Here is a 26,938-nt window from a genome sequence, read left to right as displayed (position 1 = left end):
TTGACCATCCGACCGGGGCGGTTCGCCACACCTGACAGGTTTGCGAAAACCTGCGTCATCGCGTCAGATGCCGCCCATCTGAATCATGGGGTCTGTTTTCTGAATGTCGCGCCTGCTCGCCTTTGTCTCCGCCGCCGCCCTGCTGGCCACGCCGGTCATGGCCCAATCCGTTGACCGGGTCGCCGTCAACAACATCATCGACCAGGGACTGAACCACAGCCAGGTGATGCAGAACGCCGCCTATCTGACCGACCGGATCGGCGGGCGCATGACCAACTCGCCCCAGATGCGTCAGGCCGAACAGTGGGCGCAGGCGCAGTTCCGCAGCTATGGCCTGTCCAATGTCCGGGCTGAGGGTTTCGAGTTCGGCCGCGGCTGGTCCATCGTCCGCGCCAGCGCCCGGATGACGGCGCCCCGACCGCTGGACCTGCGGGTCATTCCCGTGGCCTGGACGCCATCGACCAACGGGACCATCAGCGCAGGCGTCGTCGTGGCCCCCCTGTCCAAGGTCGAGGACTTCGACAAATGGCGCGGCAAGCTGTCGGGCAAGATCGTCATGGTGTCCCTGCCCGGCACAGGCTCCGAGCCGACGGAACCGGCCTTCCGCCGCCTGACCGCCGCCGAACTGGCCGACCGCAACACCTACGTCCAGCCCCAGTATTCACCCGACGCCATCCGCAAGTCGCTGGAGACCGCCGACTTCGCCGCCAAGCTGGACGCCTTCCTGGTCGAACAGGGCGCACTGGCCTGGGTCCGCATCTCACAACGTGACGGCGGCCTGCTGCACGGCACGGGCTACACCTATCAGGTCGGCGCCACGCCCAAGCTGGCGGGTCTGGAGCTGGCGGCTGAGGACTATCGCCGTCTGGCGCGTCTGGCCCTGACCGACACTCCGCCGACGCTGGAGCTGAACAGCGAAGTCCAGTTCCATGACGAGGACGTCAACGCCTACAACATCCTGGCCGATATTCCCGGCACGGCGCGCGGCACGGAATACGTCATGGCCGGCGCCCACCTGGACAGCTGGGTCGCCTCCGACGGCGCGGTGGACAATGCGGCGGGCAGCGCCGTGGTCATGGAGGCCGCGCGCATCCTGAAGGCCCTGGGCGTACAGCCCAAGCGCACCATCCGCTTCGCCCTGTGGAACGGCGAGGAGCAGGGCATCCTGGGCTCTCTGGCCTATGTCGATCAGCATCTGGCGACGCGCGCGCCGTCCAATGATCCGGCCCTGGCCAATCTGCCGAACAACCGCACATGGCGCACGCGCTGGCCGGTCCAGCCCCGCGCAGGCCACAAGGATCTGGTGGCCTATTTCAATCTGGACAACGGCTCGGGCAAGATCCGGGGCATCAACGCCGAGGGCAATGTGGCCGCCGCTCCGATCTTCCAGGAATGGCTGGCGCCCTTCGCCAGCATGGGCGCGACCACCGTGTCGCTGCGTCCGGCGGGCGGCACCGACCACGTCTATATGCAGACGGTGGGCATTCCCGGATATCAGTTCATCCAGGATCCGCTCGACTATTCCAGCCGCCTGCACCACACCAGCATCGACAGCTATGACCACCTGAAGGCCGAAGACCTGCGTCAGGCGGCCATCATCCTGGCCAGCTTCCTGCTGAACGCCGCCAACCGCGACGCCCCCCTCCCGCGCATGCCGCTGCCGACCGAGCCGACCCCGACCGATCCGTTCGAATATCGGGCGGACTGAGGCGTAGCCGCCCTGAACGTCATTCCGGGGCGCCCATCGGGCGAACCCGGAACCCAGGAGGATGGCGTCGCCCTGGACGCGGTTCAGAGCGAGCGGGCGGTCCTGGGTTCCGGGTTCCTCGCTTCGCTCGGCCCCGGAATGACGACTTGGTTTTTAGGCCCGCTCCACGCACATCGCCACGCCCATGCCGCCGCCGATGCACAGGGTCGCCAGACCCTTTTTGGAGCCCGACCGCTTCATTTCGAACAGCAAGGTCGTCAGGATGCGCGCGCCCGAGGCGCCGATGGGGTGGCCGATGGCGATGGCGCCGCCGTTGACGTTCACCTTGGCCGGGTCGAGGCCCAGCTCCTTGACCACGCACAGGCTCTGGGCGGCGAAGGCTTCGTTGGATTCGACCAGATCGAGGTCGGCGACGGTCCAGCCCGCCTTCTCCAGCGCCTTCTTCGACGCCGGGATCGGTCCCGTGCCCATGATCGACGGGTCGACGCCCGCCGTGGCGTAGGAGGCGATGCGGGCCAGCGGCTCCAGGCCGCGCGCCGTGGCTTCATCGGCGCTCATCAGCACCAGGGCCGCCGCGCCGTCGTTCAGGCCGGACGCATTGGCGGCGGTGACGCTGCCGTCCTTGGTGAAGGCCGGACGCAGCTTCTGCATGGCCTCTAGGGTCGCCCCGTGGCGGATGTATTCGTCCTGATCGACCGTCACGTCGCCCTTCTTGCCGGGGATGACGACAGGCGTGATCTCATCGGCGAACCGGCCCGCCTTCTGCGCGGCCTCGGCCTTGTGCTGGCTGGCGACGGCGAACGCGTCCTGGGCTTCGCGGCTGATCGACCATTTGTCGGCGATGTTCTCGGCCGTCTGGCCCATGTGATAGCCGTTGAAGGCGTCCCACAGACCGTCCTTGATCATGGTGTCGGTGAAGCTGACGTCGCCCATCTTGTGACCGGCGCGCAGCTGTTGCGCGTGCGGCGCCTGGCTCATGCTTTCCTGACCGCCTGCAACCACGATCTTCGCATCGCCCAGGGCGATCTGCTGGGCGGCGATGGCCACCGCGCGCAGACCCGAGCCGCAGATCTGGTTGATGCTCCAGGCGGCGGCCTCCTTGCGTACGCCCGCGCCGACGGCGGCCTGACGCGCCGGTCCCTGACCAGCGGCGGCCTGCAGCACATGGCCCAGGATCACCTCATCGACGTCATCGCCGGATAGGCTGGCGCGCTCCAGCGCCGCCTTGATGGCGATCTCGCCCAACTTGGACGCCGGCAGCGACGCCAGGCCGCCCAGGAAGGAGCCGACCGGCGTGCGGGCGGCGGAGACGATGACAACTTCGGTCATGGGATTTCACTCTCTGACGAATAACTCTGCGTGGCCGTTTTGCCGCATTGCGAAGACTTCGTCACCTGCGGCGATGTCGGCAAGGGCGGATTCAGTCATTTGACACCCTCTCGGCGCCTTGTGACGGGAACGATTGAGGTGGTCCAAGGATTGAAACGGCCATGCTTGGCACGTTGAAACGCATCGTCACCCACGTCTGCACGCCGGACGAGCTGGACATGATCGAGCATTACCAGACGCGCGCCGAACGCCTGGCCGATCTGTGGGTCCATGGGGTGGGCCTGATGCTGGCGGCGGTCGGCGGCGTCATCCTGGCCGGGCTTGCGGGCGTGTACGCGGGCGTCGGCGGCGTGCTGTCCACGGCCATCTACGCCCTGTGTCTGGTCGGGATGCTGACGGCCTCGACCATCTACAACTGGACCAATCCGTGCGCGGCGCGACCCGTGCTGCGGCGGCTGGACGAGGCGGCCATCTTCCTGATGATCGCAGGCAGCTACACCCCCTTCACGACCCAGAGGTTCGAGGGTCTGTGGTCGGTCGGCTTCACCGCCCTGATCTGGACCCTGGCCTTCACCGGCGCCGCCGTGAAGCTGTTCGCGCCGCGCATCTCCGACCGGTTCTGGAGCGGCGTCTATATCGTCTTCGGCTGGCTGGCGGTCGCGGCCCTGAAACCGATGGTCGAGACGGTTCACCCCATCGCCCTGGCCCTCTTGGTCATCGGCGGCCTGATCTATACGGCGGGCGTCTTCGTCTTCATCAGCCCACGGGTGAAATACCGCCGCGCCATCTGGCACGGGTTCGTCGTCACCGGGGCCAGCGTCCACTGGGCGGCGGTGCTGGTCGGCGTGGTCCTGGCCCCCGCGATGAGCCACTAAGCGGGTTTCAGTCACATCCCCTTGTGCGCACTGGCGCTTCTGTCCGCATAGGGGGATAGTGATGCGTTGCAACATCGCGAGAACAAGCGTGGCTGACGAAAAGACCAAGGGTGGAAAACCAGGCGATCCAGACGTGATCGTCATCAAGAAGTATGCGAACCGCAGGCTCTACAACACGCGCACCAGCGCTTACGTGACGCTTGAGGACCTCGCCACAATGGTGCGGGAAGGCGCCGAGTTTGTTGTCTATGACGCCAAGTCCAACGATGATCTGACCCGTCAGATCCTGACCCAGATCATCTTCGAGGAAGAAAGCCGGGGCGAGGCCCTGCTGCCGGTGCAGTTCCTGCGCCAGCTGATCGGTTTCTACGGCGGCCAGATGCAGGGGGTCCTGCCCTCCTATCTGGAGATGTCGCTGGCCAACTTCAGCAAACAGCAGGAACAGTTCGCCAGCCAGATCGGCCGCGCCTTCGGCACAGGCTCCGGCGCGACCCTGATGGAGGAGGCGGCGCGCGCGAACATGGCCATGTTCGAACGCGCCCTGCAGATGTTCCCCGGCTTCGGCTTCACTCGGGCGGAGCCTACAGCGGCGCCCGCCCCGGCCTCTGCTGAACCCGAACCGGCGGCGAAGAGGCCCGAAGCCTCTGACGGGCTTGACGAGATGCGGCGTCAGATGGACGAGATGCGCGCACAGATCGAGAAACTGGCGGGCGCAAAGCCCGAAACGAAATGACGGACCCCATCCGAGCTGTCGGCGGCATGGAGGGCGTGGACCGTCGCGAAGGCGAACGGCGTGAGCGCGAACGCCGCAAGGCCGCCGCCTCAGTCGTCAGCGACACGCCCGCCAACCCCTCCGACAGCCCGGATGCGGACGCCGCGCCGGACATGAAAAGCCCGGCAAGAGCTGCCGTCCATCCGGCGGTCGAACCCGGCGCCGCCGCCTTCGTCGCCCAGCAGATGGGTCAGGCGGGCCAGAAGCGCGGCCTGCGCGGCGGGGCGCCCGTGCTGGACGCCGCCCGCTCCGCCTATCTGGAGACCGAATATTCCGGGGCCGCCGAACGTCGCCCGCGCGCCGGCCGCACGACCCGCACCGAAATCTGATCCTGCGGCACGGAGTTTGCTGGTGAAGGGCCAAGACGCCTTTCCCGGATCAGCCCATGCCCGCCGCACTCAGCATCGCCGCCAAGGTTTTCGACGTCGCCGTCGTGGCCCTGATCTTCACGGCCTTTTCGTAAGGGCGCCTCAATGACCGCCGAAGTCGAAGTCCTTGCGCGATGAGATGATGGTCACGATGAACCCGGCCAGCACATCCAGCAGGATCATCATCACGATCAGGAAGAAGGTCGAGGTGGCGAAGCCGCGCAGCAGTAGGAACTCCACCAGCACCACGATGAACAGGATCATGGACAGGGCGTGATTGATGATGGCGACCCTCTGGCTGGAGGTCGACTTGATCAGTTCGAAGAACAGCAGCACCAGGCCCAGCAGCAGGATCAGGTCCCCCGACCCCACATTCCACAGGGCGCCCGAGGTCATGGGGATCGAGAACAACGGATCACGCAGGATGGCGTCCGCCTCGGCCATGCCGCCCGTGCTGGACCCGCCGAACAGCACGACGATGTTGTAGAGCACCACCGGGATCAACAGCAGGGGAATGGCGATCAGCATAATGGGTCCTTCTCAGGCCGGATGACGCCGCATCCCGCCTGTGGTTTTAGATAGCGCCGTTTGGTTCAGTCCGCCAAGCACGGGCGGAAATCGGCGTCAGACTTTGGGAAATCCGCCTGCCCGGCTCAGCGCCGAGGGGGCAGGTCGGCCGATGGCCTCGCCGATCCAGCGCGCCGTTGCGATCAGGGCGTCCAGATCATAGCCCGTCTGATACCCGCCGCGCTCCAGCATATAGACCAGGTCTTCGGTGGCGATATTGCCCGTGGCGCCGGGCGCGAACGGACAGCCGCCGATGCCGCCGACCGAGGCGTCCAGCACGCTGATCCCCGCCTGGACGCCCGCATAGGCGTTGGCCAGTCCAGTGTTGCGCGTATCGTGGAAATGCAGCCGCAGAACCGCATCGGGCGCCGCCTTCTTCGCCGCCTCGACCACACGTGTCACGGCCCATGGATCAGCCACGCCAATGGTGTCCGCCAGCCCGATCTCACGGACGCCCAGTTCGCCCAGAACCCCGACCTGTTCGGCGATCAGATCGACCGAGACCTCGCCATCGAACGGGCAGCCCCAGACGCACGAGATCATGGCCGTCAGGGACGGCGTCCCCTCTGAGGTCTCTGCGTTGTGCCGCCGGGCGATGATGTCGGCCAGCATCTCCTGCTGCTGTTTCGCCGTCAGGCCGGTGTTCTTCAGGCCGAAGCCGTCTGTCGCCGAGATCGAGACATTGACCTCGTCCACCCCGGTCGCCAGCGCGCGGTCGTAACCCCTGGCGTTCAGCACCAGGCCGATGCGGCTGCGCCCACCCTGATGCGGCAGGGCGGCCATCACCTCTTCGGCGCCCGCCATCTGCGGCACATATTTCGGGTGGACGAAGGAGACGGCCTCGATACGCTTGGCGCCCGCGTCTTCAAGTCGATGGACCAGATCGGCGCGGACGGCAGGCGCCAGCACGGCCTTTTCGTTCTGCAGCCCGTCCCGCGGGCCGACTTCGACGATCTGGATGAACCGGCTCATTGTTCTGACGCCTCCGGGACAGCCGCCGTGCGGGGCGGCGGCGCATAGACGGTCAGGCTGACATCATCGCCCGACGAATAGTTGTGGCCGTTGACCACGCCGACCGCACGGCCCGACACCCCCAGCCGACCAGCGGCGGCGCGGAAGGCGTCGGCGTCATGCGCCTCGACGATGGCGGGACGGCCCTCAGCCAGAGCCTCCGCCGCGCCCTGGGCGTCGGTCAGTTCGGTGTCACGCCCGGTCAGGAAGACGAAGCTGGGCTCATGGAAGCCGGTGATGGCGACCGGCCCCGGCGTGCGGCCCTGCCTGGGATGAAGATCGGCGGCCTCCAGCGTCCGCTCCAGTTGAGGCGCGATGGCCAACGGACGCAGCTGACGGATCGTGCCCGCCAGCGACGCGTGACCGACGACGCCGAAGGCCAGGGACAGGATCAGGGCCGCGACCGGCGCCTTGTTCAACAGCAGGAAGGCGCCGATGGCCGCCGCCGCCAGCGTCGTCACCACGGTCACCGCCGCCCAGGTCTGGGCCGTCGAAGTGCCATAGACCGTCAGCCCGTAGATGGTGATGCCGATCACCAGCACGGCGGCGAACACCGCCAGGACGGCGCCGGTGATGCGCGAAACCCTGCCGATGGGCCGGGCCAGGGCCGCCGCCGCCAGCAGGGCCAGGGCCCCAAAGGTCGGCAAGGTGTAGTGCCACAGCTTGGTCGGGGCCAGTTCGAACATCAGCCATCCGGGAACCAGCCAGCAGACCAGGAAGCGGATCGCCGGTTCCGCCCGGCGGCTCCATCCCGTCGAGACGGCGGCGGGCAACAGGAGCGTGGACGGGAAGAACAGCAGGGGCGCCAGCAACAGGTACATGCCGGGGAAACCCGAATGACTTTCATGGGCGCCCGCAATCTTGGGCGCCAGGTCGCCGCCGATGGCCTCGCGCCAGAAACCGCCGTCCGTGGCGATGGTGATGGCGATGGCCCAGGGCCCGACCATCAACGCAACCAGCGGCAGCCCCCAGCCCCAGCCCAGGCGCCCCAGCCATTTGATGTTTCGATCCCAGATCGACAGGGCGATGACAGCCAGGGCGATGACCAGAAACCCGATCGGCCCCTTGATCAGGATCGACAGGCCCAGGCCAGCCCAGAACAGGAACTTGTGCAAGCGGACAGGTCTCTCGCCTGCTCTCGTCGCCATATAGATGCGCGCCAGCGCCGCCATCGCCAGGGTCGTGGCCCCGCACAGCATGGCGTCGGTCTTTGCGATCCCCGCCTCGGACGACAGCAGGAAGGTGGTCCCCATGATGGCCCCGCCCAGGAAGCCGGCACGCGACCCAAACAAGGCCGCACCCGCCCAGGCCACGGCCCAGGCGGCCAGCATGGCGCCCAGCAGCGACGGAATTCGATAGGGGGCTATCTCGCGATCCTCGACATCCGAGGTCAGGGAGACGGCGGCGGCCTGCAGCCAATAGATGCCGACCGGCTTCTTCCAGCGCGGTTCGTCCTGGAAGCGGATGTCCACATAGTCGTGGCTCTCCAGCATCTGGGCTGTGGCCTGGGCGAATCGGCTCTCATCGCGGTCCAGCGGCGGCATCAGCAGCAGACTGGGCAGTCCGGCGACAAGCGTCAGCAGGGCCGCAAACAAGGGCCCGCGCCAACCGGCGACATGGCGATCAAGATCAAACGTCTTCATCCTGCTTCCTTACACGCCGCCTGCACAGTCGTCAGCCGTCTCCCCTAAGCGACGCATCTCGGCTATGGAGCGGCCATGACCGTTGAATCTGCGCCCGACATCTCCGTCGTCGTCCCCGTCCATGACGAATCCGGGGCCGCCGTGCCTCTGGCGCGGGAAATCGCCGAAGCCTTCGCAGGCCGCTCTTTCGAGATGATCTTCGTCGATGACGCCAGCCGCGACGCGACCCTGGCCGAACTGCAGGCCGTCATGCCGGAACTGCCCATGCTGCGGGTGCTGGCCCACGGCTCCAACGCCGGTCAGAGCCGCGCCGTACGCACCGGCGTGCTCGCTGCGCGCGGCGCCATCATCGTCACCCTGGACGGGGACGGACAGAACCCGCCGATCGACGCGCCCCGTCTCGTCGACGCCCTGATCGCCGCTCCTGCCGACGTCGCTCTGATCGGCGGCCGCCGCGCCAAACGCCAGGACAGCGCTGCGAAACGTCAGGCCTCCCTCTGGGCGAACCGCATCCGCAAGCGCCTGCTGGACGATGACGCCGACGACACCGGCTGCGGCCTGAAGGCCTTCCGCCGCGACGTCTTCCTGCGCCTTCCCTATTTCGACCATATCCACCGCTACCTGCCCGCCTTGGTGATCCGTGAAGGCTATCGGAACCAGTATCTCGACGTCGGGCATCGCCACCGCGAAACGGGGCGGTCGAAATACACCAACTGGGGACGGCTGCGCGCCTCCCTGTCGGACCTGATGGGGGTGATCTGGCTCAAGTCGCGCTCTCGACGACCGGGGGCTGTGTCCGAATTTTGACGCCGCCTCACGCGACAGATCTCCTAAACACAACGTTAAAGAGAATCTCCAAACGCGCGACACATCGTCGTTTTTGAGATTTTCCCTGTAGCATCAAGGCCACGGTTGCAATTTCAGAGTGTTCAGCAACCCCGTTTGCGGCTCGACCTCCCACAGCTTCGCTGATATGAGCCACTATTAGGCGGTTTTCCCGTCGCATTTTTATCAACAAGGCGGAGGGATACCCCCAATGCGTATGAAGACTCTTGTGCTGGCTTCCAGCGCAGCAGCCGCCATGGCCCTTTCGGCCGGCGCCGCTTCGGCGGAGCCCAACGGCTGGTACGGCGCGATCGACGCCGGCTACAAATTCGACCACGACATCAAGGCTGAATCGTCGGTCACCGGCGCGACCTGGAAGTATGAAGTCAATCCGGGCTGGGCGGCCTTCGCCCGTCTCGGCTACCGCTTCAACCCCAACTGGCGCGTTGAACTGGAAGGCGGCTACCGTTCGGGCGACATCGGCACGATCCGCGCCTCCTCGGGCACCCAGGGCCTCTGCAACCTGACGCCCGCCACCGGCGCGTGCCACTCGCCGGAAGGCGACATCGAGTCGACCACCCTGATGGCCAATGTCATCTATGACTTTGGCTCCTCGGCCTGGGGCGTGCGTCCCTTCGTCGGCCTCGGCGCCGGTGTGAACCGCGTCTCGATCGACACGATCGGCAAACAACGCGCCAACCGCGGCGCCACCTTCACCGCTGACGACACCTCGACCAAGTTCGCCGCTCAGGCGATCGCCGGGCTGTCGTACGCCGTGGGCGACCGCGCCAACATCGACCTGACCTACCGTTATCTGACGGGCGACGCCTCGTGGGATTCCACCTCGGTCGGCGGCACCCAGTTCGGCACCTGGGACGGCGACTACAACAAGGTCCACACCGTAACCCTGGGGCTGCGCTACAGCTTCGGCGCTGACGAAGCAGCACCGGTTGCTCCTCCCCCGCCGCCGCCCCCGCCCCCGCCGCCGCCTCCGCCGCCCCCGCCGCCTCCGCCGCCTCCGGCTAAGCCGGCTGCGCGTCAGTTCGTGGTCTACTTCGACTGGGATCGCTCGGACCTGACGGCTGAAGCCCGCTCGGTCGTGACGCAAGCCGCCAACTACGCCAAGTCGGGCGCTCCGACCCGCGTGCTGGTCGTCGGCTACACCGACACCTCGGGTTCGGCCGCCTATAACCTGGGCCTGTCCAACCGTCGTTCGCGCACCGTCGCCGACGCTCTGGTTGCTCAAGGCGTCAACGGCGGCGTCATCGCCCTCGACGGCAAGGGTGAAACCAACCTGGCCAAGGCCACGGCTGACGGCGTGCGTGAGCCGCTCAACCGTCGCGCCACGGTCGACATCAACTTCTAAGTCGGTAAGGGCTCGCTCCGCGAAAGCGGTGCGAGCCCCAACCGCACTTCGAAGTCCGTCGTACAAAGACAGAGCCGCCGACTTCCCAGTGAAGTCGGCGGTTTCTTTTTGCCGATTGGCCAGATCGCCTAATACAGTTCCGCCGTCATCGATGACTGCTGCCCGCCGCCGTCGTGTCGCGCGGGGGTTTGGTCGGAACGAAGCACAGCGCCGCCGATGCCGATGACCAGCGTCGCGGTGAACAGGGCGCAGACTATGGCGATCACCGCCAGCTTCACCGCATCCAAGATCTCGCGCCCCTGTGGCGTCACGGCAGCCCCGTTGAATCTCGCTCTCAACCCGCTCAAGCTGAACCGAGTTGGCCGGCGGGTGCAACCCGGTGACGGAGCACCAACACCCTAAAGCCAAAAGAAAAGGGCGGGCCCCTGCGGTCCCGCCCTCCCTATCGCTCATACGTCCGTAATCAGCCGGTGAAGGGGCGGATCAGGATTTCGACGCGGCGGTTCTGCGCCTTGCCTTCCGGCGTCGCGTTCGTTGCAACCGGATTGCGTGAGCTGTTGCCCGCCACATAGAGGCGTTGCGCGATCACGCCGCGACGCACGAGCTCCGAAGCCACGCTGCTGGCGCGGCGCTCGGACAGGGGCTGGTTGATGGCGTCGCCGCCCGACGAATCGGTGTGGCCGATGATGTCGATGGTCGAGCGGTCATATTCCTGCAGAACCCGCGCCACGTCATCGAGCACCGGCAGGAAGCGCGGGTCGATCGAGGACTGGTTGGTGGCGAAGGTCACGTCCGACGGCATGCGCAGGACCAGGTTGTCGCCCTGACGCGCGACGCCGACGCCTGAACCGGACAGCTGGGCCTCCATGGCGCGCTGCTGGCGGTCCATGTACTGGCCGACGGCTGCGCCGCCCAGAGCGCCGATGCCCGCGCCGATCAGGGCGTTCTTGCGGCCCTGTTCGCCGTTCGAGGTGTTGGTCAGATAACCGAGCACCGCACCGCCCAGAGCGCCGGCGAGGACGCCCGTGCCGGTGTTGTTGCGTGTCGGGGTGGAGCTGTACGGATCGGTCGTGGTGCAGGCGGCGGCGCCCAGCAGGGCGGCGATGGAGACACCGACGACGATAATCTTGGCGCGCATGGATTGGTCCTTCCGATTGGCGGTCTGGCGCGGAAACGCACGCTTACTGTGGAGGTTCCAAGCTGTACCTTAGGTGAACAAGGACGACCATGGTTCATCGTCATGGCGCGCGCCCATGAACTGACAAGGTTGCGGATTAGGCGTATGGGAACCGCCGCACACAGCTACAGTGAGGACGACGCCGATGAGCGCGACCCCGACCGAAACCCCGTCGACCGACGACCGCGCCATCAAGCCCGTGTCGATGACCGGCTATGACGCCGATTTTCAGGCCTTCAGCGACGCCCTGGGCGCCTCCTTCACCCGCTACGGCTTTGCGGTGATCGCCGATCACGGTCTGGACCAGCAACGGATCGACGCCGCCATCAATGACGCCAAGGCCTTCTTCGCCCTGCCCGAAGACGTGAAGCGCCAGTACCACCAGCCGGGAACCGGCGGGGCGCGCGGCCTGACCCCCTTCGGCGTCGAAGCCGCCAAGGGCGCCGCGACCGTGGACCTGAAGGAGTTCTGGCACGTCGGCCGCGAACTGCCTGCCGACCACCCCTATCGCAAATACATGCGTGACAACCTGTGGCCGACCGAGGTCGAGGGCTTCCAACCCCATCTGTACGGCATGTTCGAGGACCTGGACGCTTTGGGCCGCAAGATCCTGCGCGCCATCGCCCGGTATCTGGAGCTGGGCGACGACTATTTCGAAGACAAGGTCGAGATGGGCAACAGCGTGCTGCGCATGCTGCACTATCCGCCGGTTCCCGCCGACGCCCCTGGCGTCCGCGCCGGCGCCCATGAGGACATCAATGTCATCACCCTGCTGCTGGGCGCCGAAGAAGCCGGTCTTCAGCTGAAGGAAAAGGACGGCAGCTGGCTGGACATCGCCCCGCCGCCCGGCGCCCTGGTCGTCAATATCGGCGACATGCTGCAGCGCCTGACCAACCACGTCCTGCCGTCGACCACGCACCGGGTGGTCAATCCGGCGCCGGAACGTCGCGGGTTCGCCCGCTATTCGACGCCCTTTTTCCTGCACTTCAACCCGGACTTCCCGATCGAGACCCTGCCCAGCGCCGTCACGCCGGACAATCCCGACCGCTATGCAGGCAAGACCATCCTGGCCGAGGACTATCTGACCGAACGTCTGCGCGAAATCCGCCTCCTCTGAGGCGGATCAGCGCGTGATGCGCAGGCGGGTGATATCGCGGCCGATGGCCTTGAAGGCTTCGCTCAGGTCAGTGCTGGACGTCGGCAGATAGGCGTAGTCCGGGCTGGTCGCGCAGTTCTTCATCAGATCCGCCGCCGCCCCGGTCGTGCCGACCTGGAAGCCCACGGTGTAGACCGTGATCCCCTGGGCCTTCATGGCCGTGCACAGTTTCAACGCCTGACTGGTGGAGCTGCCGTTGGGGGCGTTCTGGTTGATGTGATCCGGTGTCGATCCCGAGCCGGTGCCGGCGTCCGAGGAAATGACGCCGTTCGAATAGGGGGTATTGAACTCGCCGTCCGTCATCAGGATCACCGACTTCAGCACATTCATGTCGCGGTACGGCCCGGCGCCGTTCGAAGGCCAGAGCGAGTTGAAGTTGGGCGACACAGTGTACCAGCCCCAGGCCGCCCCGATATGGCCAGCCGTCGATCCGCCGATCGTCAGGGCGTTGATCGCGGACTTGAGCCCCGGCTTGTCGCTGGACAGCGGGCGCAGCGGCGCATTGAGGCAGGGATTCAGCCCATTGTTCAGATTGTCGGCGGGATAGTTGAAGCCGAGGCGGGCCGAAGACGGAGACGCATCCGTATAGGCCTGATTGCCCGCCCGTTCACTGACGCAATCGCTGTTCTTCAGCGCACGCAATGAACCGGATGCACTGGTGAAGACCCGCCAGGCGCAGCCGTTCTCACCACAGGCCGTCGTGCCGCCGCGCGTATAGGTCTGTCCGCCCACGACATCGACGATGAAGTCATTGGTGTTCACTTCCGACACCGTAAGGGGGCGTGTGTTCAGATAGTCCATGCCTTGGACGCCTTCGAACACCACAGTGCCGTTTCGTGTCAGCAGGCCATGATTGCTGGCGGTCACCTTGGGCTTGCAATCCGTCCGCAGGCATTTTGCGACATAGGCGGGTTTTGACGCGCTGCCGGTGAAGGTGCTGTAATTCCGGCTGTCGATAACAGCGCCGTTGCCGCCGATCAGCTGGAACGTCCTGGCGCTGGCGTTGACGTTGGTCACTGTGAAGGCGACGCCGTTCAACTGCGTCATGCCGCTGGCGTTCCAGATCGCCACCCGATCGCCGTTGACGAATCCATGAGCGGCTGTGGTGGTGAGCACGGCGGGATTGGCCTTGGTCACGGCGCTGATCGAGGCGATGTTTCCCGTCGACCAGACGATATTGGTGACATTGGCCGTCGCCGTCGGCACGCCGCGCGCATTATTGGCGTAACCGCCCAGGTTCACGCCCATCGAATAGGGGACCAGGGACATCTTGGTGTAATAGGGCGTCTGGACATCCTGAACCACGATATCCACCAGTTGATTGGCGGCGCTCTTCAGGGATTCGATCTTGCCGTTGTTCATCGAGCCGGTGACATCGAGCACCAGGGCGACTTCAATGTTCTTGGACGAGCGCTGCACGTCCGAAGACGAGGCGACCGGAAGCGTGTCGTCCAGCAGCTTGCCATAGGGGGGCAGGATGATGTTGGCGACCAGGGTCTTGACCTGGATCTTCGCCGCCCCCTTCACGACCTGATTGGCGTCGACCGTAAAGCTGATGTCGCTGTCATTGAAGCTCACGCCGTCTGTAGCCCGCAGGTTCGCCTTCAGCGCCGTCAGGCCCACGGCGTTCAACTCCTTGGTCTGATCGGAGGTGTAGGGCGAGCGCGCCGCGGCCAGGGTGGCGGCGTCCAGCGCATCCTGCAGATTGGCTTTCGCGGTCGAGACACGGTTGATGTCGATGCCGCCGAAGACCAGCATCAACAGCACCGGCAGACTGAGGCCGAACATCATGGCGACATTGCCGCGCTGATCGGCGCCCAGCCGCGCCAGGAAGCGGTTCAGTTTGGGCCATGCCCCGATGTTCAGCCGTTGAGGCGCCAAGATCGTGCTTCCGCGACCGGACGCAAACTCGCCCGCTGGTCGTCACCATGGCGCCCGCCGGTTAAGGGAAGGCCCAAACCTCAGGGTTAACCGCGATTAAGCTTCAGACCATCCGCATCTGTGACCCTGGTTCTGTTGGGTCAGCCAGGTGTTCAAAGGGGCGAAATAGTCGGCGATGGCCGAGGCGTCATTGCCTTCGTCGCCGGTGAAGGCCTTCATCGCCTCCTGCCAGGGGCGGGACTGACCCATTTCCAGCATGGCGTTGAATCGGGCGCCGACCGCCGTGTCTCCATAGGTGGAGCAGCGGTGCAGAGGCCCGGTCCATCCCGCCTGGCGGCAGGCCGCGCGCTGGAACTGGAACTGATAAATGTGCGCCAGGAAGTAGCGGGTGTAGGGCGTGTTGCCGGGCACATGGTATTTCGCCCCGGGATCAAAAGCGTCGGCCGGGCGTGCGCCGGGCGGGACCAGCCCCTGATATTTCAGCATGTCGGCGGTCCAGGCGGCGTTGTACTGGACCGGCGTCGTCTCGCCCGAGAACACGTCCCAGCGCCAGCGGTCCACCATCAGGCCGAAGGGCAGGAAGGCGATCTTGTCCAGCGCCATCTTCAGCAGGAAGGGAATATCCTCGTCCTCGCCCGGCACCTGATCCAGCAGCCCGATCTGGTGCAGATAGGTCGGCGTCAGGGCCGACAGGCCGATGAAGTCGCCGATGGCCTCGTGGAAGCCGTCGTTGGCGCCATTGCGGAACAGCATCGGCTGGTCCTTGTAGGCCCGCTGATAATAGTTGTGCCCCAGTTCGTGGTGCACCGTATAGAAGTCGTCGGCGTTGACGTTGGTGCACATCTTGATGCGGATGTCGTCGGCGTTGTCCAGGTCCCAGGCCGAGGCGTGGCAGACCACCTCGCGGTCGCGCGGACGTACGATCTGGCTGCGCTCCCAGAAGGTCTGCGGCAGGGGCGCCAGACCCAGAGAGGTGTAGAAACCCTCGCCCGTGCGCACCATCCTGGTCGGGTCATAGCCCGCCTTCACCAGCAGGTCGGTCAGGTCATAGCTGGACGCGCCGCCCGTCGCGGGGGCGACGATGTCGTAGATATTGCCCCACTGCTGGGACCACATATTGCCCAGCAGGTCAGCGCGGATCGGGCCGTGATCCGGCTGGACCGCATCGCCGTATCTGGCGTTCAGTCGCGCGCGGACATAGCAGTGCAGGTTCTCGTAGAAGGGCTTCACCTGGGCCCACAGCCGGTCCGTCTCGGCGGCGAAATCATCGGCGGGCATGTCATAGCCCGAGCGCCACAGGGCGCCGGTGTCGGCGAAGCCCAGCTCGCGCGAGCCTTCATTGGCGATTTCCACCATGCGCGCATAATCGACCTTCATGGCCGGTGAGATCGTGCGCCAGCCCTCGTAAAGCGCCTTGGTCTCCTGCGGATCGCGGCTGTCCGCCAGGATCAGCGACGCCTCGTCCAGCGTGATCTGGCGACCCTTGTAGTCGAACTTGCCGGTCGAATAGGCCGAGTCCAGACGGGTGGTGATCTGGGCCAGTTCGTCGGCCGCGCCCGGTCGGTCGGGCGCGGGCAGGACAAGGCCAAGACGCAGCAGATCCAGCTTGCGGCGCACGTCCGGGGCGACCGTCACCGTGTTGAACTTGGCCGCCTGATTGGCCAGCTGCACCTGAAGCTCGGTCACCTCGGCGTTGACCTTGGATTCCAGCCACATGGTGTCGAAGGTGATGTTCGTCGCCCGCGACCACTGCACGCGCGCGGCGTATTCGGTGATCTCGGCCCAGCGGACCTCGGCGTCGGCGATGAAGGCGTTCGCGCCTGCGGTGGTGGCCGGATAGTCCGCCTTCAGCCCGGAACCGGCCTGGATCTGCCCCTGGCCCTGCCCCTGGGTCGAGGCCGCGTCGGGATTATGGGCCGACGTCGAGGCGCAGCCTGCGGTGAAGGCAAGCACGCAGACCGCAGCGGCGGTCATCAACTGACGCTTCATCATGGATCTCCTGAACAGCCCGCGCAGGAGAGGCGACGACCATCACCCCGTCAAGCGCTGCGGCTTCAGCGCAGAACGCAGGCGCTGAGCCCCTGCCCCCGCACCGTGCCCATGGCCGCCTGGACGCGGGCGCCCCTGCGGCGGACATAGGGACCGGGATCGGCGGCCTGATACCGGCGCGGCGCAGGCAGGATGGCGGCCAGACGCGCCGCCTCGCGCGGGGTCAGATCACGGGCGTTCTTGTTGAACCAGTGCTGCGACGCGGCCTGGGCGCCATAGACGCCCGGCGCCCATTCGACCACGTTCAGATAAACCTCCATGATCCGGCGCTTGCCCCAGAAGGTCTCGATCAGGACGGTGTAGCCCGCCTCCAGCCCCTTCCTGATCCAGTCGCGCGACGGCCACAGGAAGACGTTCTTGGCCGTCTGCTGGCTGATGGTCGAACCGCCCCGCATACGCCCGCCGTCAGCATTGTGGTCCAGCGCCTTCTGGATGGCGTCCATGTCGAAGCCATTGTGGCTGCAGAACCGCGCGTCCTCAGAGGCGATGACGGCGTTGACCAGATTCGGCGATATGTCGTTCAGCCCGCGCCACTGGTAGTCCAGGCCCTCGCCCCGCACGACCTGACGCAGCATCAGGATGGTGGGCGTCGGCGGGACAATGGCGAACAGGGCCACGCCGACAAACGGAAACAGCGCCAGAACCAGGATCAGCGTCAGCCAGAACCGGCGCTTGCGGGGCTTCTTGGACTTGGTCATCGCGATATTCTGGTCAAGCTTGGGCGGGACGCAAGCGGCCTAGAGGATCAGGACGCCCGCGGCGCCGTCCTCGTCGGCCCAGGCCACCTTGTCGGCGGCGGGGCTCAGCGTCAGGGCGACGATGGACGCCCCCTTCTCGGCCTTGATGAAATTCAGGCCCTGCGCCGCCGGATGGGCGACCCAGACGCGGCCGTCGGCCAGACCGGCCGCCATCAGCCCGTGCTCAGGCCGCGCCGACACCAGATTGACCAGGGTCGTGTCGTCATAGCCGATCTCGGTCGCCTCTCGCCCCATCGGGCCGTTGGAGCCGATGAAGGGCCACAGCACCACGCCCTGCGCGCCCGAGGTGGCCATCAGCTGACCATTGGCCAGGAAGGCCATGGACCGGACCTTGCCGGGATAGCCCCCCATGCGCAGGCTCTTGGAATCCTTCAGCCGCCAGCCGTGCAGCTGGTTGTCCTGCATGGTGGTGACGACGAAGGCGCCGTCGGGCGAGAAGGCCACGCCGGTGTGCGACCCGGCCCAGGCCAGCTTGACCGGCTGCTGTTTTTCGATCCGGGCGTACCACAGGGCGGCGCCGCCATAGGTCGAGGTGGCGATGCGACGGCCCTTCGGCTCGAAGGCCACGCCCGAGACGGTGCGTTCATGCGCGTAGTCGCGGCGGAAACCGATATCCTTGGGATCAATGACCGACAGGGTGCGGCCATAGGAGAAGGCGATCAGGCCCGAGGCGGGCGAGGCGTCGATGGCGTCGATCCACTGGCCCTTGGCGGTGGCCAGGACCACCGCATCCTCGTCGCGACGCGTCCAGACCACCTTGCCGTCGTCGCCGCCCGTGACCACGCCTTCGCCGGACGGATGGACCACCACACACAGGATGGCGCCGTCGTGCGCCTCGACCCGCGTGCGATCCTCGAACCGCACCGAACCATCGCCCAGGGCGAAGACGGCGCCGGTGTTGTCAAACAGGGCTGCGGTGACCTGGGCGTCGAAATCGAAAGTCATGGAGGCAGGCGTTATCCGTTTAGGCGGCGGTCTGCAATTGGAGCCGTGGGATCGATGCAATCAGGCCGCAAGCGTCGCCTTGCGGCTATCGTCTCATGCGAGGCTATGCCAAGCTCGCTGCAGGGCTTTTGAGGGGTCAAATCGATGCGATGGGCGCGTTTGAGTCTCGTCGTCACGATCGTCGGACTGCTCGGGGTCATGATGACGCGACAGACTTCGCATCCCGCTGATCCCGATGCGCGCCTGATGATCTTCGGCCCTGACGGGCAGAAGGTTTCGGGACGTCTGTTCAGCACTGCACGGGTCAGCGACCATCCGCGCCTTGTCGTGGTGATCCATGGGGACGCTCCGGGCCATGATCCGGTCTACCAATACCACTTCGCCCGGACGCTGGCCGCCGACCTCGACGACACGCTGGTGCTGGCGGTCCTCAGGCCGGGCTATAACGACGGCATGGGCGCGAAGTCGAACGGGTACAGGGGCCTGGCGGTCGGCGACAATTACACCGAGGATGCGGCCGATCGGCTGGGCGCAGCCGTGGCAGAGGCGGCCGCGCGCCTGCATGCCCGGGATGTGCGCGTGATCGGCCACTCCGGCGGTGCGGCCCTGTCGTTGATCATGCTCGCGCAGCGCCCGGGTCTGGCTTCGGGCGCCTTGGTCGCTGCGTGTCCCTGTGATCTTGGGCCTTGGCGACGGCACATGGCGCGGCGCAACCTCAACCCCTTCTTTCTGTTTCCGGTGCGCAGCGTCTCACCGTTGGCCAAGGTTGATCGACTGCCGACCGGGCTCGACATTCGCATCATGATCGGCCAACAGGACTCGATCGCGCCGGTCTGGCTCAGCGAGCGTCTGCTGCGAGCAGCCAGGGCGCGTGGTCTCCACGCCCGGCTGACCATCATCCCGGGCGCGGGCCATGAGATACTGGAAAATCCAGCCGTGATCGCCGCGGCTCGCGATCTGGCCGTGTCGGAACACTAGAGAGGTCGCGCGAACTCCAGCGACCGCTTAGCAAAGCCGCCATAGACGATGCGTGCGAAGGCGAACGCAGCCGCCTCCAGTCGATCGTCGTCATATCCCTCCCGGGACGGGGAGGGGAAGATCGTCGTCGCCTATTCCGGCAGGGGAATGAACTCCAGATCGTCTTCGCTGGGCAGCGCCATGCGTCCGGCCTTCCAGTCGGCCTTGGCCTGGTCGATCCGCGCCTGGCTGGAGGCGACGAAATTCCACCAGATCAGGCGCTGGCCCACCGGCTCGCCGCCCAGCACCATCACCGTGGCGGCGGTGATCGCCGTGATCGTCGGTTCCGCCGTCGGCTCCAGCACGATCATCTGGCCTTCGTGGAAGGTGCGGTCGCCGACCTCGATCGAGCCCTTGGCGACAAACAGCGCCCGCTCGCTCATGCCGCCCGCGCCTGCACCGGCGGGCGGGGTGGTGCGCACGCCGGGCTGAAGCTCCCAGTGCACATAGAAGAGCGGTGACGACACTGGCGCGCTGGCCCGGGCGCCGTAAGCTTCGCCCGCCACCAGACGCGCGAACAGGCCGCCGTTCTCATAGGCGGGCTGGGCGTCCTCGCCCAGGTGATGGAAGGACGGGTCGATATCCTCGGCCTCTTCCGGCAGGGCGACCCAGGCCTGCATCCCGTGCATCCTGCCGCCCAGGCTGCGTTTCAGCGGGTCGGTGCGTTCAGAATGGACGATGCCCTTGCCGGCCGTCATCCAGTTGACCTCGCCGGGGCGGATAACCTGATTATAGCCGAGGTTGTCGTGGTGCATGATCTCACCCTCGAACAGATAGGTCAGGGTCGACAGGCCGATGTGCGGATGCGGCCGCACATTGATGGCGTCGGCGCCCGGCGCGAACTCGGCCGGGCCCATCTGGTCCAGAAAGATGAAAGGCCCCACCATCCGGTGCGAATGGAAGGGCAGGACACGGCCGACCTCGAACCCGCCAAGGTCCTTGCGACGCGCGTCGATCACCAGTTCGATCATGGTCTTCTCGTCCTCGGGCGAAAATCCGCCGCCTGAACGAGTTTATCCGACGTGAGGCGTCACAATGCCAAGTGGCAAGGCGGTCACATTCTTCACGCCGCGGGTCACGATATGGCTTTCGCAGTCCGAGACGATGCCCAGGGCCAGCAGTTTCTCGCGCAGGAAACGGTCGAAGGCGTGCATGTCCGAAGTGATGATGCGCAGCACATAATCCTCGCGCCCCGTGATGGTGGCGCACTGGACCACTTCCGGCCACTTGGCGACGGCGGCCTCGAACAGATCGAGATTCTCGGCCGAGGGCAGCGACAGCTTGACGATGGCGTAAACCTCGAAATCCAGCCCCAGAAGCTGTGCATTAAGAAGCGTGACGCGCTTGGTGATCAGGCCGGAATCTTCCAGCCGTTTGATCCGCCGCCAACAGGGCGAGGCCGAAAGACCGACGCGATCCGCGACTTCCGCGACCGACAACCCGGCGTCTTGTTGAAGGATATCCAGGATACGGGCGTCGATGGGATCGAGTTCGTCCGCCAATGCGTTTCTCCGATTGTGGTTATGGCGAAATAAAATACCCGAAATCGGGATTTAGCAAGGTCAAATTGAGCGAGCACCTGCTTAGGCGCCGTGATATCAAACGTCCAGAGGAAACACGGACGGACCCCCGAACGGACTTGGACGCCCGCATGAACGATAAAATCATGAAAAAGAACAGTCACGCCTTGTCATTACGCGTGCCGGAACCCTCTGGCCGACCGGGTGACACGCCGGATTTCAGCCACCTGCAATTTGATGCTGCAGGCGCCGTCGAACGGCCTGAAGTCGGCGCGACGGCCTATGAAATGCGCGATCTGGCCTTCCGCCTGATTCGGGTGCTGGACGACGAGGGTCACGCCGTCGGTCCGTGGAACCCGCGCCTGGACCCTGAGACGCTGCGTCGCGGCCTCAAGGCCATGATCCTGACGCGCGCCTTCGACGACCGGATGCACCGCGCCCACCGCCAGGGCAAGACCAGCTTCTATATGAAGTGCACCGGCGAAGAGGCCATCGCCGTGGCTCAGGGCATGGTGCTCAGCCGCGAGGACATGGGCTTCCCCACCTATCGCCAGCAGGGGCTTCTGATCGCGCGCGGCTATCCGCTGGTCGAGATGATGAACCAGATCTATTCGAACGCGGCGGACCCGATCAAAGGCCGCCAGCTGCCGATCATGTATTCGTCCAAGGACTACGGCTTCTTCACCATCAGCGGCAATCTGGGCACCCAGGTGCCGCAGGCGGTGGGCTGGGCCATGGCCAGCGCCTACAAGGGCGACGACAAGATCGCCATCAGCTGGATCGGCGACGGGGCGACGGCGGAAGGCGACTTCCACAACGCCCTGACCTTCGCCTCGGTCTATCGCGCCCCGGTCATCCTGAACGTGGTCAACAACCAGTGGGCCATTTCGTCCTTCATGGGCATCGCGGGGGGGCTTGAGACCACCTTCGCCTCCAAGGCCATCGGTTACGGCCTGCCGGCCCTGCGTGTGGACGGCAACGACTTCCTGGCGGTCTGGGCTGCGACCCAGTGGGCCGAGGAGCGCGCGCGGACCAACCAGGGCGCGACGGTGATCGAGCTGTTCACCTATCGCGGCGCCCCGCACTCGACCTCCGACGACCCCAGCCGCTACCGCCCCGGCGACGAGCACGAGAAATGGCCGCTGGGCGATCCGCTGGAGCGTCTGCGCCAGCACCTGACCGTCATCGGCGAATGGGACGACGCGCAACACGCCCAAGCCCTGAAGGACGCCGTCGAACAGGTTCGCGCCGCGGGCAAGGAATCCGAGGCCATCGGCACCCTGGGCCAGTCGCGTCCCAGCGTGAAGACCATGTTCGAAGAGGTCTATGCGACCGAGGACTGGCGCCTGGTCGAACAACGTCGCGAAGTCGGGGTCTGATCATGAGCGAGCAAACCACCTTCACCGAAGCCGACCGCAACGACAGAGTCGAACCCGACATGGTCGACCAGAACGCGGCGCCCGCCTCGCAGGCGAGCGGTTCCGGCGTCGTGCCGATGAACATGATCCAGGCCCTGAACTCGGCCATCGACGTCAAGATGAGCGAGGACGAGAACGTCCTGTCGTTCGGTGAGGACGCGGGCTATTTCGGCGGCGTCTTCCGCGTCACCGACAAGCTGCAGCAGAAGCACGGCCTGACCCGCAGCTTCGACGCTCCGATCAGCGAATGCGGCATCGTCGCCGCCGCCATCGGCATGGGCGCCTATGGCCTGCGCCCGGTCGTGGAGATCCAGTTCGCCGACTACATCTATCCGGCCTATGACCAGATCGTCTCCGAGGCGGCCAAGATGCGCTACCGCTCGGGCGGCCAGTTCACCAGCCCGATCACGATCCGCAGCCCCTACGGCGGCGGCATCTTCGGCGGCCAGACCCACAGCCAGTCGCCGGAAAGCCTGTTCACCCATATTGCAGGCCTGAAGGTCGTCGTTCCGTCCAACCCCTATGACGCCAAGGGCCTGCTGATCGCCGCTATCGAGGACGACGATCCGGTGATCTTCTTCGAGCCGAAGCGCCTGTACAACGGCCCCTTCGACGGCTGGCACGAGAAGCCGGTCAGCCCGTGGAAGACGCAGGATCTGGCCCAGGTTCCGACCGGCAAATACGTCGAACCGATCGGCAAGGCCCGCGTGATGCGCGAAGGCAATGACGTGACCATCCTGGCCTATGGCACCATGGTCTGGGTCGCGCTGGCGGGCGCCGAACATGCGGGCGTGGACGCCGAGGTCATCGACCTGCGCACCCTGGTCCCACTGGACATCGAGACCATCGAGGCCAGCGTCAGGAAGACCGGCCGCTGCGTCATCGTGCATGAGGCGCCGAAAACCTCGGGCTTCGGCGGCGAACTGTCGGCCCTGGTCCAGGAACGCTGCTTCTATCATCTGGAAGCGCCAATCGCGCGGGTGACCGGCTGGGACACCCCCTACCCCCACGCCTTCGAGTGGGAATATTTCCCCGGACCGCAACGGGTTTCAGACGCCTTGAAGAGCGTCATGACTGGCCAAGCTCTAGGGAAGGGTCGTTAAGATGGGTCGTTTCGTCTTCAAACTGCCCGACGTGGGCGAAGGCACCGCCGAGGCCGAACTGGTCGGCTGGCACGTCAAGGTCGGCGACCAGGTCGAGGAAGACCAGATCGTCGCCGATGTCATGACCGACAAGGCTACGGTCGAGATCACCGCCCCCGTCTCGGGCAAGGTCGTCGCCATCCACGGCGAACCCGGCCAGATGATCCCTGTGCGCGGCCCCCTGGTCGAGTTCGAGGTCGAGGGTGCGGGCAACGCCGCCGACGCGCCCGCAGAAACCCCTGCGCCAAAACCCGCCGCAGAAGCCGCGCCCAAGCCTGCATCCCAGCCTGCATCCAAGGCAGCGACTGTCGCCCCGGCGCCTGCCGTCGAAGTCGCTGGCAACTATGTCTTCAAACTGCCCGACGTCGGCGAAGGCACCGCCGAGGCCGAACTGGTCGGCTGGCACGTCAAGGTCGGCGACGCTGTCGAGGAAGACCAGATCATCGCCGACATCATGACTGACAAGGCCACGGTCGAGATCACCTCGCCCGTCGCTGGAACCGTCGTGGTCCTGCACGGCGGAGCGGGTCAGCAGGTGCCGGTCGGCGGCCCGCTGGTGTCGTTCAATGTCGAGGGCAAGGGCAATGTCTCCGCTGCCTCCGCGAGCATCCCCGCCGCCGCGCCCAAGGTCGATGCGCCCGCCCCGGCGCCGGTCGTCAAGAGCGCGCCTGCTGCAACGGCTCAGTACGCAAAGCCCGTCCCCGCCCTGACCGGCCGTGCGCCGGGCGAGCGCCCGTCCGCCTCGCCCGCCGTGCGCCACCGCGCGCGTGATCTGGGCGTCGATCTGACCTTCGTGCCGGGATCCGGTCCTGCGGGACGAATCACCCACGAGGATCTGGACGGCTTCATCGCGCGCGGCGGATCGGTCCCCGCGTCCGCCCCCGCAGCAGGCGGTTCAACCTACGCCAAGGCGGAGGGCGCCACCGAGGTCCGCATCATCGGCCTGCGCCGCAAGATCGCGGAGAAGATTGCCGAAAGCGTGCGCCGCATCCCCCACATCACCTATGTGGAAGAGATCGACGTCACGGCGCTGGAGGAGCTTCGCGCCCATTTGAACACCACCAGGGCCAAGGACCAGCCCAAGCTGAACCTCCTGCCCTTCATCGCCCGCGCCATCGTGGTCGCCCTGCGCGACCAGCCGCAGATCAACGCCACCTATGACGACGAGGCGGGCGTCCTGACCCAGCACGCCGCCGTGCATCTGGGCATCGCCGCCCAGACGCCGAACGGGCTGATGGTGCCGGTGGTGCGCCACGCCGAGGCGCTGGACCCCTACGCCACCGCTCTCGAGATCGCCCGCGTCTCCGGCGCGGCCAAGGACGGCTCGGCCAAGCGTGAGGAGTTGAGCGGCTCGACCATCACCATCACCTCGTTGGGCACCCTGGGCGGGGTGGTGCACACCCCGATCATCAACCACCCCGAGGTCGCCATCATCGGCCCCAACAAGATCGCCGAACGGGTCGTGGTCAAGGACGGGCAGATGGTCGTGCGCAAGATGATGAACCTGTCCTCCAGCTTCGATCACCGCATCGTCGACGGCCATGACGCGGCGGTCTTCGTCCAGCGGATCAAGGGGCTGCTGGAGAACCCGGCGACCTTGTGGATGGGGTGAACCGCTTCCTTCTCCCGCAGGGAGAAGGTGGCTCGCGCAGCGAGACGGATGAGGGTTCGGTTTAAACGATCAGACACCGGCCCCTTACCCTTTCGCGACAGGACGACGGCAGACGCCGCCGTGCGCTCAAGCCCTCTCCCATGGGGAGAGGGAGACAAACGGAACGAACGATGCAGCAGATCAAAACCAAAGTCCTGATCATCGGCGCGGGCACCGGCGGCTATGTCGCGGGCATCCGCTGCGGCCAGCTCGGGCTGGAGACCGTGCTGGTGGATGGCGGAGACGGGCTGGGCGGCACCTGTCTGAACGTCGGCTGCATCCCGTCGAAGGCCATCATCCATGCGGCGGGCAAGTTCGAAACGGTGGCCAAGGCGGCCAGCGGCGGGACGCTGGGCATTACGGCGGCGGCGCCCGGCATCGACCTGAAACAGACGGTCGAATGGAAGGACGGGATCGTCCGTAAACTGAACAATGGGGTCGCGGCCCTGCTGAAGAAGGCCAAGGTCAAGGTCATCAAGGGCTGGGCGAACTTCGAGGACGCCAAGACCTGCGTGGTCACGACCGACGATGGCGAGGTGAAGATCACCGCCGAACACGTCATCCTGGCGACGGGGTCCGAGCCGGTCGAACTGCCCTTCCTGCCCTTCGGCGGCGACGTCATCTCGTCCACCGAGGCGCTCAGCCTGCCCGAGGTTCCCAAGAAGCTGGTCGTCGTCGGCGGCGGCTATATCGGGCTGGAGCTGGGCATCGCCTTCCGCAAACTGGGCGCCGAGGTGGCCATCGTCGAAATGGCCGACCGCCTGCTGCCCCTCTATGACAAGGCCCTGACCGATCCGGTCGCCAAGTGGCTGAGCAGCCATGGCGTCGAGCTGCATCTGGGCGCCCGCGCGGGCGGCTTCGGCCCTTCTGAGCAGGGAGGGGGCAAACTGAACGTCACCACCAGGGACGGCGCGCCGCTGCAGCTGGACGCCGACAAGGTTCTGGTCACCGTGGGCCGCAAGCCCCGCACCCAGGGCTGGGGTCTGGAGAATATGGGCGTGGCCATGGCCGGGCCGTTCGTGAAGATCGACCAGCGCTGCGCCACCTCCATGAAGAACGTCTGGGCCGTCGGCGACCTGACCGGCGAACCCATGCTGGCGCACAAGGGCTCGGCCCAGGGCGAGGTCGTCGCCGAAATCATTGCGGGTCATGACCGCATCTTCGATCCCGTCACCATCGCCGCCGTCTGTTTCACCGAGCCGGAGATCGTCTCCGCAGGCGTGGGACCGCAGGACGTCGAGGGCCGCGACGACGTGATCCAGGCCGTCTTCCCCTTCGCCGCCATCGGCCGCGCCCTGGCCATCGAGGCAGGCGAGGACGGCGGCTTCGTGCGGGTCATCGCGTCCAGGGCCGATCACCGAATCCTGGGCATCCAGGCGGTGGGCCAGCATGTGTCGGAACTGTCGAACAGCTTCGCCCAGATGCTGGAGATGGGCGCGGTGCTGGAGGATGTGGCGGGCGTGATCCACGTCCATCCGACCCTGGGCGAAGCCTTCCACGAGGCGTCCCTGCGCGCCCTGGGCCACGCGATCCACATCTAGCCGCGGCTGACCTAAGACCAGATTTTCCGCACGGGCGTTGAAGTCGAGTTTCAACGCCCGTCGATCAAGATCAAAGCCCAGCTTGATATCGGCTGGATCAAAACGATCTGTCCGCCCCCGTCAGTCGCGGGCGCGGCCTTGGCTTGTCGTGACCAGTTTCGCGCACGTCGCCTCTGCCGACACATCACGAAGATGAACCTTTGTTCATGTTGATTACGC

Annotated in this window: 24 protein-coding genes; 12 read left to right on the top strand and 12 right to left on the bottom strand. The window is 66.0% G+C overall.

Features of this window, described 5'->3' with window-relative positions:
• The first annotated feature begins 103 nt into the window (after positions 1-103).
• Positions 104-1,708, top strand: coding sequence for a M20/M25/M40 family metallo-hydrolase (locus JKF87_RS06950; protein WP_201098682.1), 1,605 nt, complete (start codon positions 104-106; stop codon positions 1,706-1,708).
• A gap of 153 nt (positions 1,709-1,861) precedes the next feature.
• Here the strand turns inward: JKF87_RS06950 and JKF87_RS06945 are convergent, their stop codons facing one another.
• Complete coding sequence (locus JKF87_RS06945) at positions 1,862-3,037, bottom strand: acetyl-CoA C-acetyltransferase (RefSeq protein ID WP_201098680.1); 1,176 nt, start codon at positions 3,035-3,037, stop codon at positions 1,862-1,864.
• Positions 3,038-3,198: 161 nt separating this feature from the next.
• On the opposite strand from JKF87_RS06945, the gene trhA reads away from it, so the two are divergent.
• The 3 genes from trhA (at position 3,199) to JKF87_RS06930 (ending at position 5,013) form a co-directional block, all read left to right on the top strand.
• Positions 3,199-3,912: a PAQR family membrane homeostasis protein TrhA gene (gene trhA / locus JKF87_RS06940; protein ID WP_201098678.1), complete on the top strand. Its 714-nt coding sequence runs from the start codon at positions 3,199-3,201 to the stop codon at positions 3,910-3,912.
• Between the two features lie 88 nt (positions 3,913-4,000).
• Positions 4,001-4,645 (top strand): polyhydroxyalkanoate synthesis repressor PhaR, encoded by a 645-nt coding sequence (gene phaR, locus JKF87_RS06935; protein ID WP_307417545.1) that lies wholly within the window; start codon positions 4,001-4,003, stop codon positions 4,643-4,645.
• The gene (locus JKF87_RS06930) at positions 4,642-5,013 is read left to right on the top strand and encodes a hypothetical protein (protein ID WP_236261174.1); all 372 of its coding nucleotides are present in this window, start codon (positions 4,642-4,644) and stop codon (positions 5,011-5,013) included. The genes phaR and JKF87_RS06930 overlap by 4 nt, the downstream gene beginning before the upstream one ends.
• A gap of 141 nt (positions 5,014-5,154) precedes the next feature.
• Here JKF87_RS06930 and JKF87_RS06925 read toward each other — a convergent pair whose 3' ends face one another.
• The 3 genes from JKF87_RS06925 to JKF87_RS06915 form a co-directional block, all read right to left on the bottom strand.
• Positions 5,155-5,580: a hypothetical protein gene (locus tag JKF87_RS06925; RefSeq protein WP_201098661.1), complete on the bottom strand. Its 426-nt coding sequence runs from the start codon at positions 5,578-5,580 to the stop codon at positions 5,155-5,157.
• Positions 5,581-5,676: 96 nt separating this feature from the next.
• On the bottom strand, positions 5,677-6,591 hold the full coding sequence (locus tag JKF87_RS06920) for a hydroxymethylglutaryl-CoA lyase (protein ID WP_201098659.1): 915 nt from the start codon (positions 6,589-6,591) through the stop codon (positions 5,677-5,679).
• On the bottom strand, positions 6,588-8,273 hold the full coding sequence (locus JKF87_RS06915; protein WP_201098657.1) for an ArnT family glycosyltransferase: 1,686 nt from the start codon (positions 8,271-8,273) through the stop codon (positions 6,588-6,590). Before JKF87_RS06915 ends, JKF87_RS06920 begins: the two co-directional genes overlap by 4 nt.
• Before the next feature lie 75 nt (positions 8,274-8,348).
• On the opposite strand from JKF87_RS06915, the gene JKF87_RS06910 reads away from it, so the two are divergent.
• Both JKF87_RS06910 and JKF87_RS06905 read left to right on the top strand, forming a co-directional pair.
• The gene (locus tag JKF87_RS06910) at positions 8,349-9,080 is read left to right on the top strand and encodes a glycosyltransferase family 2 protein (protein ID WP_201098655.1); all 732 of its coding nucleotides are present in this window, start codon (positions 8,349-8,351) and stop codon (positions 9,078-9,080) included.
• A gap of 235 nt (positions 9,081-9,315) precedes the next feature.
• Complete coding sequence (locus tag JKF87_RS06905; RefSeq protein ID WP_201098911.1) at positions 9,316-10,464, top strand: outer membrane beta-barrel protein; 1,149 nt, start codon at positions 9,316-9,318, stop codon at positions 10,462-10,464.
• Between the two features lie 128 nt (positions 10,465-10,592).
• On the opposite strand, the gene JKF87_RS06900 is transcribed toward JKF87_RS06905, so the two are convergent.
• On the bottom strand, positions 10,593-10,775 hold the full coding sequence (locus tag JKF87_RS06900) for a hypothetical protein (protein WP_201098653.1): 183 nt from the start codon (positions 10,773-10,775) through the stop codon (positions 10,593-10,595).
• 152 nt (positions 10,776-10,927) lie between these two features.
• The gene (locus JKF87_RS06895; RefSeq protein ID WP_201098651.1) at positions 10,928-11,602 is read right to left on the bottom strand and encodes an OmpA family protein; all 675 of its coding nucleotides are present in this window, start codon (positions 11,600-11,602) and stop codon (positions 10,928-10,930) included.
• 184 nt (positions 11,603-11,786) lie between these two features.
• Here JKF87_RS06895 and JKF87_RS06890 point away from each other — a divergent pair, with 184 nt between their 5' ends.
• Positions 11,787-12,758, top strand: coding sequence for an isopenicillin N synthase family dioxygenase (locus JKF87_RS06890; RefSeq protein WP_201098649.1), 972 nt, complete (start codon positions 11,787-11,789; stop codon positions 12,756-12,758).
• Between the two features lie 6 nt (positions 12,759-12,764).
• On the opposite strand, the gene JKF87_RS06885 is transcribed toward JKF87_RS06890, so the two are convergent.
• The 4 genes from JKF87_RS06885 to JKF87_RS06870 form a co-directional block, all read right to left on the bottom strand.
• Complete coding sequence (locus JKF87_RS06885; RefSeq protein ID WP_201098647.1) at positions 12,765-14,678, bottom strand: pilus assembly protein TadG-related protein; 1,914 nt, start codon at positions 14,676-14,678, stop codon at positions 12,765-12,767.
• 96 nt (positions 14,679-14,774) lie between these two features.
• Positions 14,775-16,667: a M2 family metallopeptidase gene (locus tag JKF87_RS06880; RefSeq protein WP_201098645.1), complete on the bottom strand. Its 1,893-nt coding sequence runs from the start codon at positions 16,665-16,667 to the stop codon at positions 14,775-14,777.
• A gap of 65 nt (positions 16,668-16,732) precedes the next feature.
• Positions 16,733-17,425, bottom strand: coding sequence for a monofunctional biosynthetic peptidoglycan transglycosylase (mtgA, locus tag JKF87_RS06875; RefSeq protein ID WP_201098643.1), 693 nt, complete (start codon positions 17,423-17,425; stop codon positions 16,733-16,735).
• 39 nt (positions 17,426-17,464) lie between these two features.
• Entirely contained in the window at positions 17,465-18,430 is a 966-nt protein-coding gene (locus tag JKF87_RS06870; protein ID WP_201098641.1) for a WD40 repeat domain-containing protein, read from the bottom strand.
• Between the two features lie 159 nt (positions 18,431-18,589).
• Between JKF87_RS06870 and JKF87_RS06865 the strand changes: the two genes are divergently transcribed.
• Positions 18,590-19,408, top strand: coding sequence for an alpha/beta hydrolase family protein (locus JKF87_RS06865; protein WP_201098640.1), 819 nt, complete (start codon positions 18,590-18,592; stop codon positions 19,406-19,408).
• A gap of 131 nt (positions 19,409-19,539) precedes the next feature.
• Here the strand turns inward: JKF87_RS06865 and JKF87_RS06860 are convergent, their stop codons facing one another.
• Both JKF87_RS06860 and JKF87_RS06855 read right to left on the bottom strand, forming a co-directional pair.
• Positions 19,540-20,418 (bottom strand): pirin family protein, encoded by an 879-nt coding sequence (locus JKF87_RS06860; protein WP_201098639.1) that lies wholly within the window; start codon positions 20,416-20,418, stop codon positions 19,540-19,542.
• A gap of 42 nt (positions 20,419-20,460) precedes the next feature.
• Positions 20,461-20,949, bottom strand: a complete 489-nt coding sequence (locus JKF87_RS06855) for an Lrp/AsnC family transcriptional regulator (RefSeq protein ID WP_201098638.1) — start codon at positions 20,947-20,949, stop codon at positions 20,461-20,463.
• Positions 20,950-21,098: 149 nt separating this feature from the next.
• Between JKF87_RS06855 and JKF87_RS06850 the strand changes: the two genes are divergently transcribed.
• The 4 genes from JKF87_RS06850 (at position 21,099) to lpdA (ending at position 26,719) form a co-directional block, all read left to right on the top strand.
• The gene (locus tag JKF87_RS06850; RefSeq protein ID WP_236261173.1) at positions 21,099-22,346 is read left to right on the top strand and encodes a thiamine pyrophosphate-dependent enzyme; all 1,248 of its coding nucleotides are present in this window, start codon (positions 21,099-21,101) and stop codon (positions 22,344-22,346) included.
• A gap of 2 nt (positions 22,347-22,348) precedes the next feature.
• The gene (locus JKF87_RS06845; RefSeq protein WP_201098637.1) at positions 22,349-23,488 is read left to right on the top strand and encodes an alpha-ketoacid dehydrogenase subunit beta; all 1,140 of its coding nucleotides are present in this window, start codon (positions 22,349-22,351) and stop codon (positions 23,486-23,488) included.
• 1 nt (position 23,489) lies between these two features.
• A complete protein-coding gene (locus JKF87_RS06840) occupies positions 23,490-25,139 on the top strand; it encodes a 2-oxo acid dehydrogenase subunit E2 (RefSeq protein ID WP_201098636.1) in 1,650 nt (549 codons plus the stop codon).
• Positions 25,140-25,309: 170 nt separating this feature from the next.
• On the top strand, positions 25,310-26,719 hold the full coding sequence (gene lpdA, locus JKF87_RS06835; protein WP_201098635.1) for a dihydrolipoyl dehydrogenase: 1,410 nt from the start codon (positions 25,310-25,312) through the stop codon (positions 26,717-26,719).
• Positions 26,720-26,938 lie beyond the last annotated feature (219 nt).

Source organism: Brevundimonas nasdae (assembly GCF_016654005.1).
Classification (GTDB): domain Bacteria; phylum Pseudomonadota; class Alphaproteobacteria; order Caulobacterales; family Caulobacteraceae; genus Brevundimonas; species Brevundimonas nasdae.
The sequence above is the reverse complement of the archived record's forward strand: the minus strand, read 5'-3'. Positions and strand labels throughout refer to the sequence as shown.

What these genes read in the sequence shown, in the direction of transcription:
- JKF87_RS06950 (WP_201098682.1), top strand. Translation starts at nt 104, where the DNA reads ATGTCGCGCCTGCTCGCCTTTGTCTCCGCCGCCGCCCTGCTGGCCACG.
- JKF87_RS06945 (WP_201098680.1), bottom strand. Translation starts at nt 3,037, where the DNA reads ATGACCGAAGTTGTCATCGTCTCCGCCGCCCGCACGCCGGTCGGCTCC.
- trhA (WP_201098678.1), top strand. Translation starts at nt 3,199, where the DNA reads ATGCTTGGCACGTTGAAACGCATCGTCACCCACGTCTGCACGCCGGAC.
- JKF87_RS06930 (WP_236261174.1), top strand. Translation starts at nt 4,642, where the DNA reads ATGACGGACCCCATCCGAGCTGTCGGCGGCATGGAGGGCGTGGACCGT.
- JKF87_RS06925 (WP_201098661.1), bottom strand. Translation starts at nt 5,580, where the DNA reads ATGCTGATCGCCATTCCCCTGCTGTTGATCCCGGTGGTGCTCTACAAC.
- JKF87_RS06920 (WP_201098659.1), bottom strand. Translation starts at nt 6,591, where the DNA reads ATGAGCCGGTTCATCCAGATCGTCGAAGTCGGCCCGCGGGACGGGCTG.
- JKF87_RS06915 (WP_201098657.1), bottom strand. Translation starts at nt 8,273, where the DNA reads ATGAAGACGTTTGATCTTGATCGCCATGTCGCCGGTTGGCGCGGGCCC.
- JKF87_RS06910 (WP_201098655.1), top strand. Translation starts at nt 8,349, where the DNA reads ATGACCGTTGAATCTGCGCCCGACATCTCCGTCGTCGTCCCCGTCCAT.
- JKF87_RS06905 (WP_201098911.1), top strand. Translation starts at nt 9,316, where the DNA reads ATGAAGACTCTTGTGCTGGCTTCCAGCGCAGCAGCCGCCATGGCCCTT.
- JKF87_RS06895 (WP_201098651.1), bottom strand. Translation starts at nt 11,602, where the DNA reads ATGCGCGCCAAGATTATCGTCGTCGGTGTCTCCATCGCCGCCCTGCTG.
- JKF87_RS06890 (WP_201098649.1), top strand. Translation starts at nt 11,787, where the DNA reads ATGAGCGCGACCCCGACCGAAACCCCGTCGACCGACGACCGCGCCATC.
- JKF87_RS06880 (WP_201098645.1), bottom strand. Translation starts at nt 16,667, where the DNA reads ATGAAGCGTCAGTTGATGACCGCCGCTGCGGTCTGCGTGCTTGCCTTC.
- mtgA (WP_201098643.1), bottom strand. Translation starts at nt 17,425, where the DNA reads ATGACCAAGTCCAAGAAGCCCCGCAAGCGCCGGTTCTGGCTGACGCTG.
- JKF87_RS06870 (WP_201098641.1), bottom strand. Translation starts at nt 18,430, where the DNA reads ATGACTTTCGATTTCGACGCCCAGGTCACCGCAGCCCTGTTTGACAAC.
- JKF87_RS06860 (WP_201098639.1), bottom strand. Translation starts at nt 20,418, where the DNA reads ATGATCGAACTGGTGATCGACGCGCGTCGCAAGGACCTTGGCGGGTTC.
- JKF87_RS06850 (WP_236261173.1), top strand. Translation starts at nt 21,099, where the DNA reads ATGAACGATAAAATCATGAAAAAGAACAGTCACGCCTTGTCATTACGC.
- JKF87_RS06845 (WP_201098637.1), top strand. Translation starts at nt 22,349, where the DNA reads ATGAGCGAGCAAACCACCTTCACCGAAGCCGACCGCAACGACAGAGTC.
- JKF87_RS06840 (WP_201098636.1), top strand. Translation starts at nt 23,490, where the DNA reads ATGGGTCGTTTCGTCTTCAAACTGCCCGACGTGGGCGAAGGCACCGCC.
- lpdA (WP_201098635.1), top strand. Translation starts at nt 25,310, where the DNA reads ATGCAGCAGATCAAAACCAAAGTCCTGATCATCGGCGCGGGCACCGGC.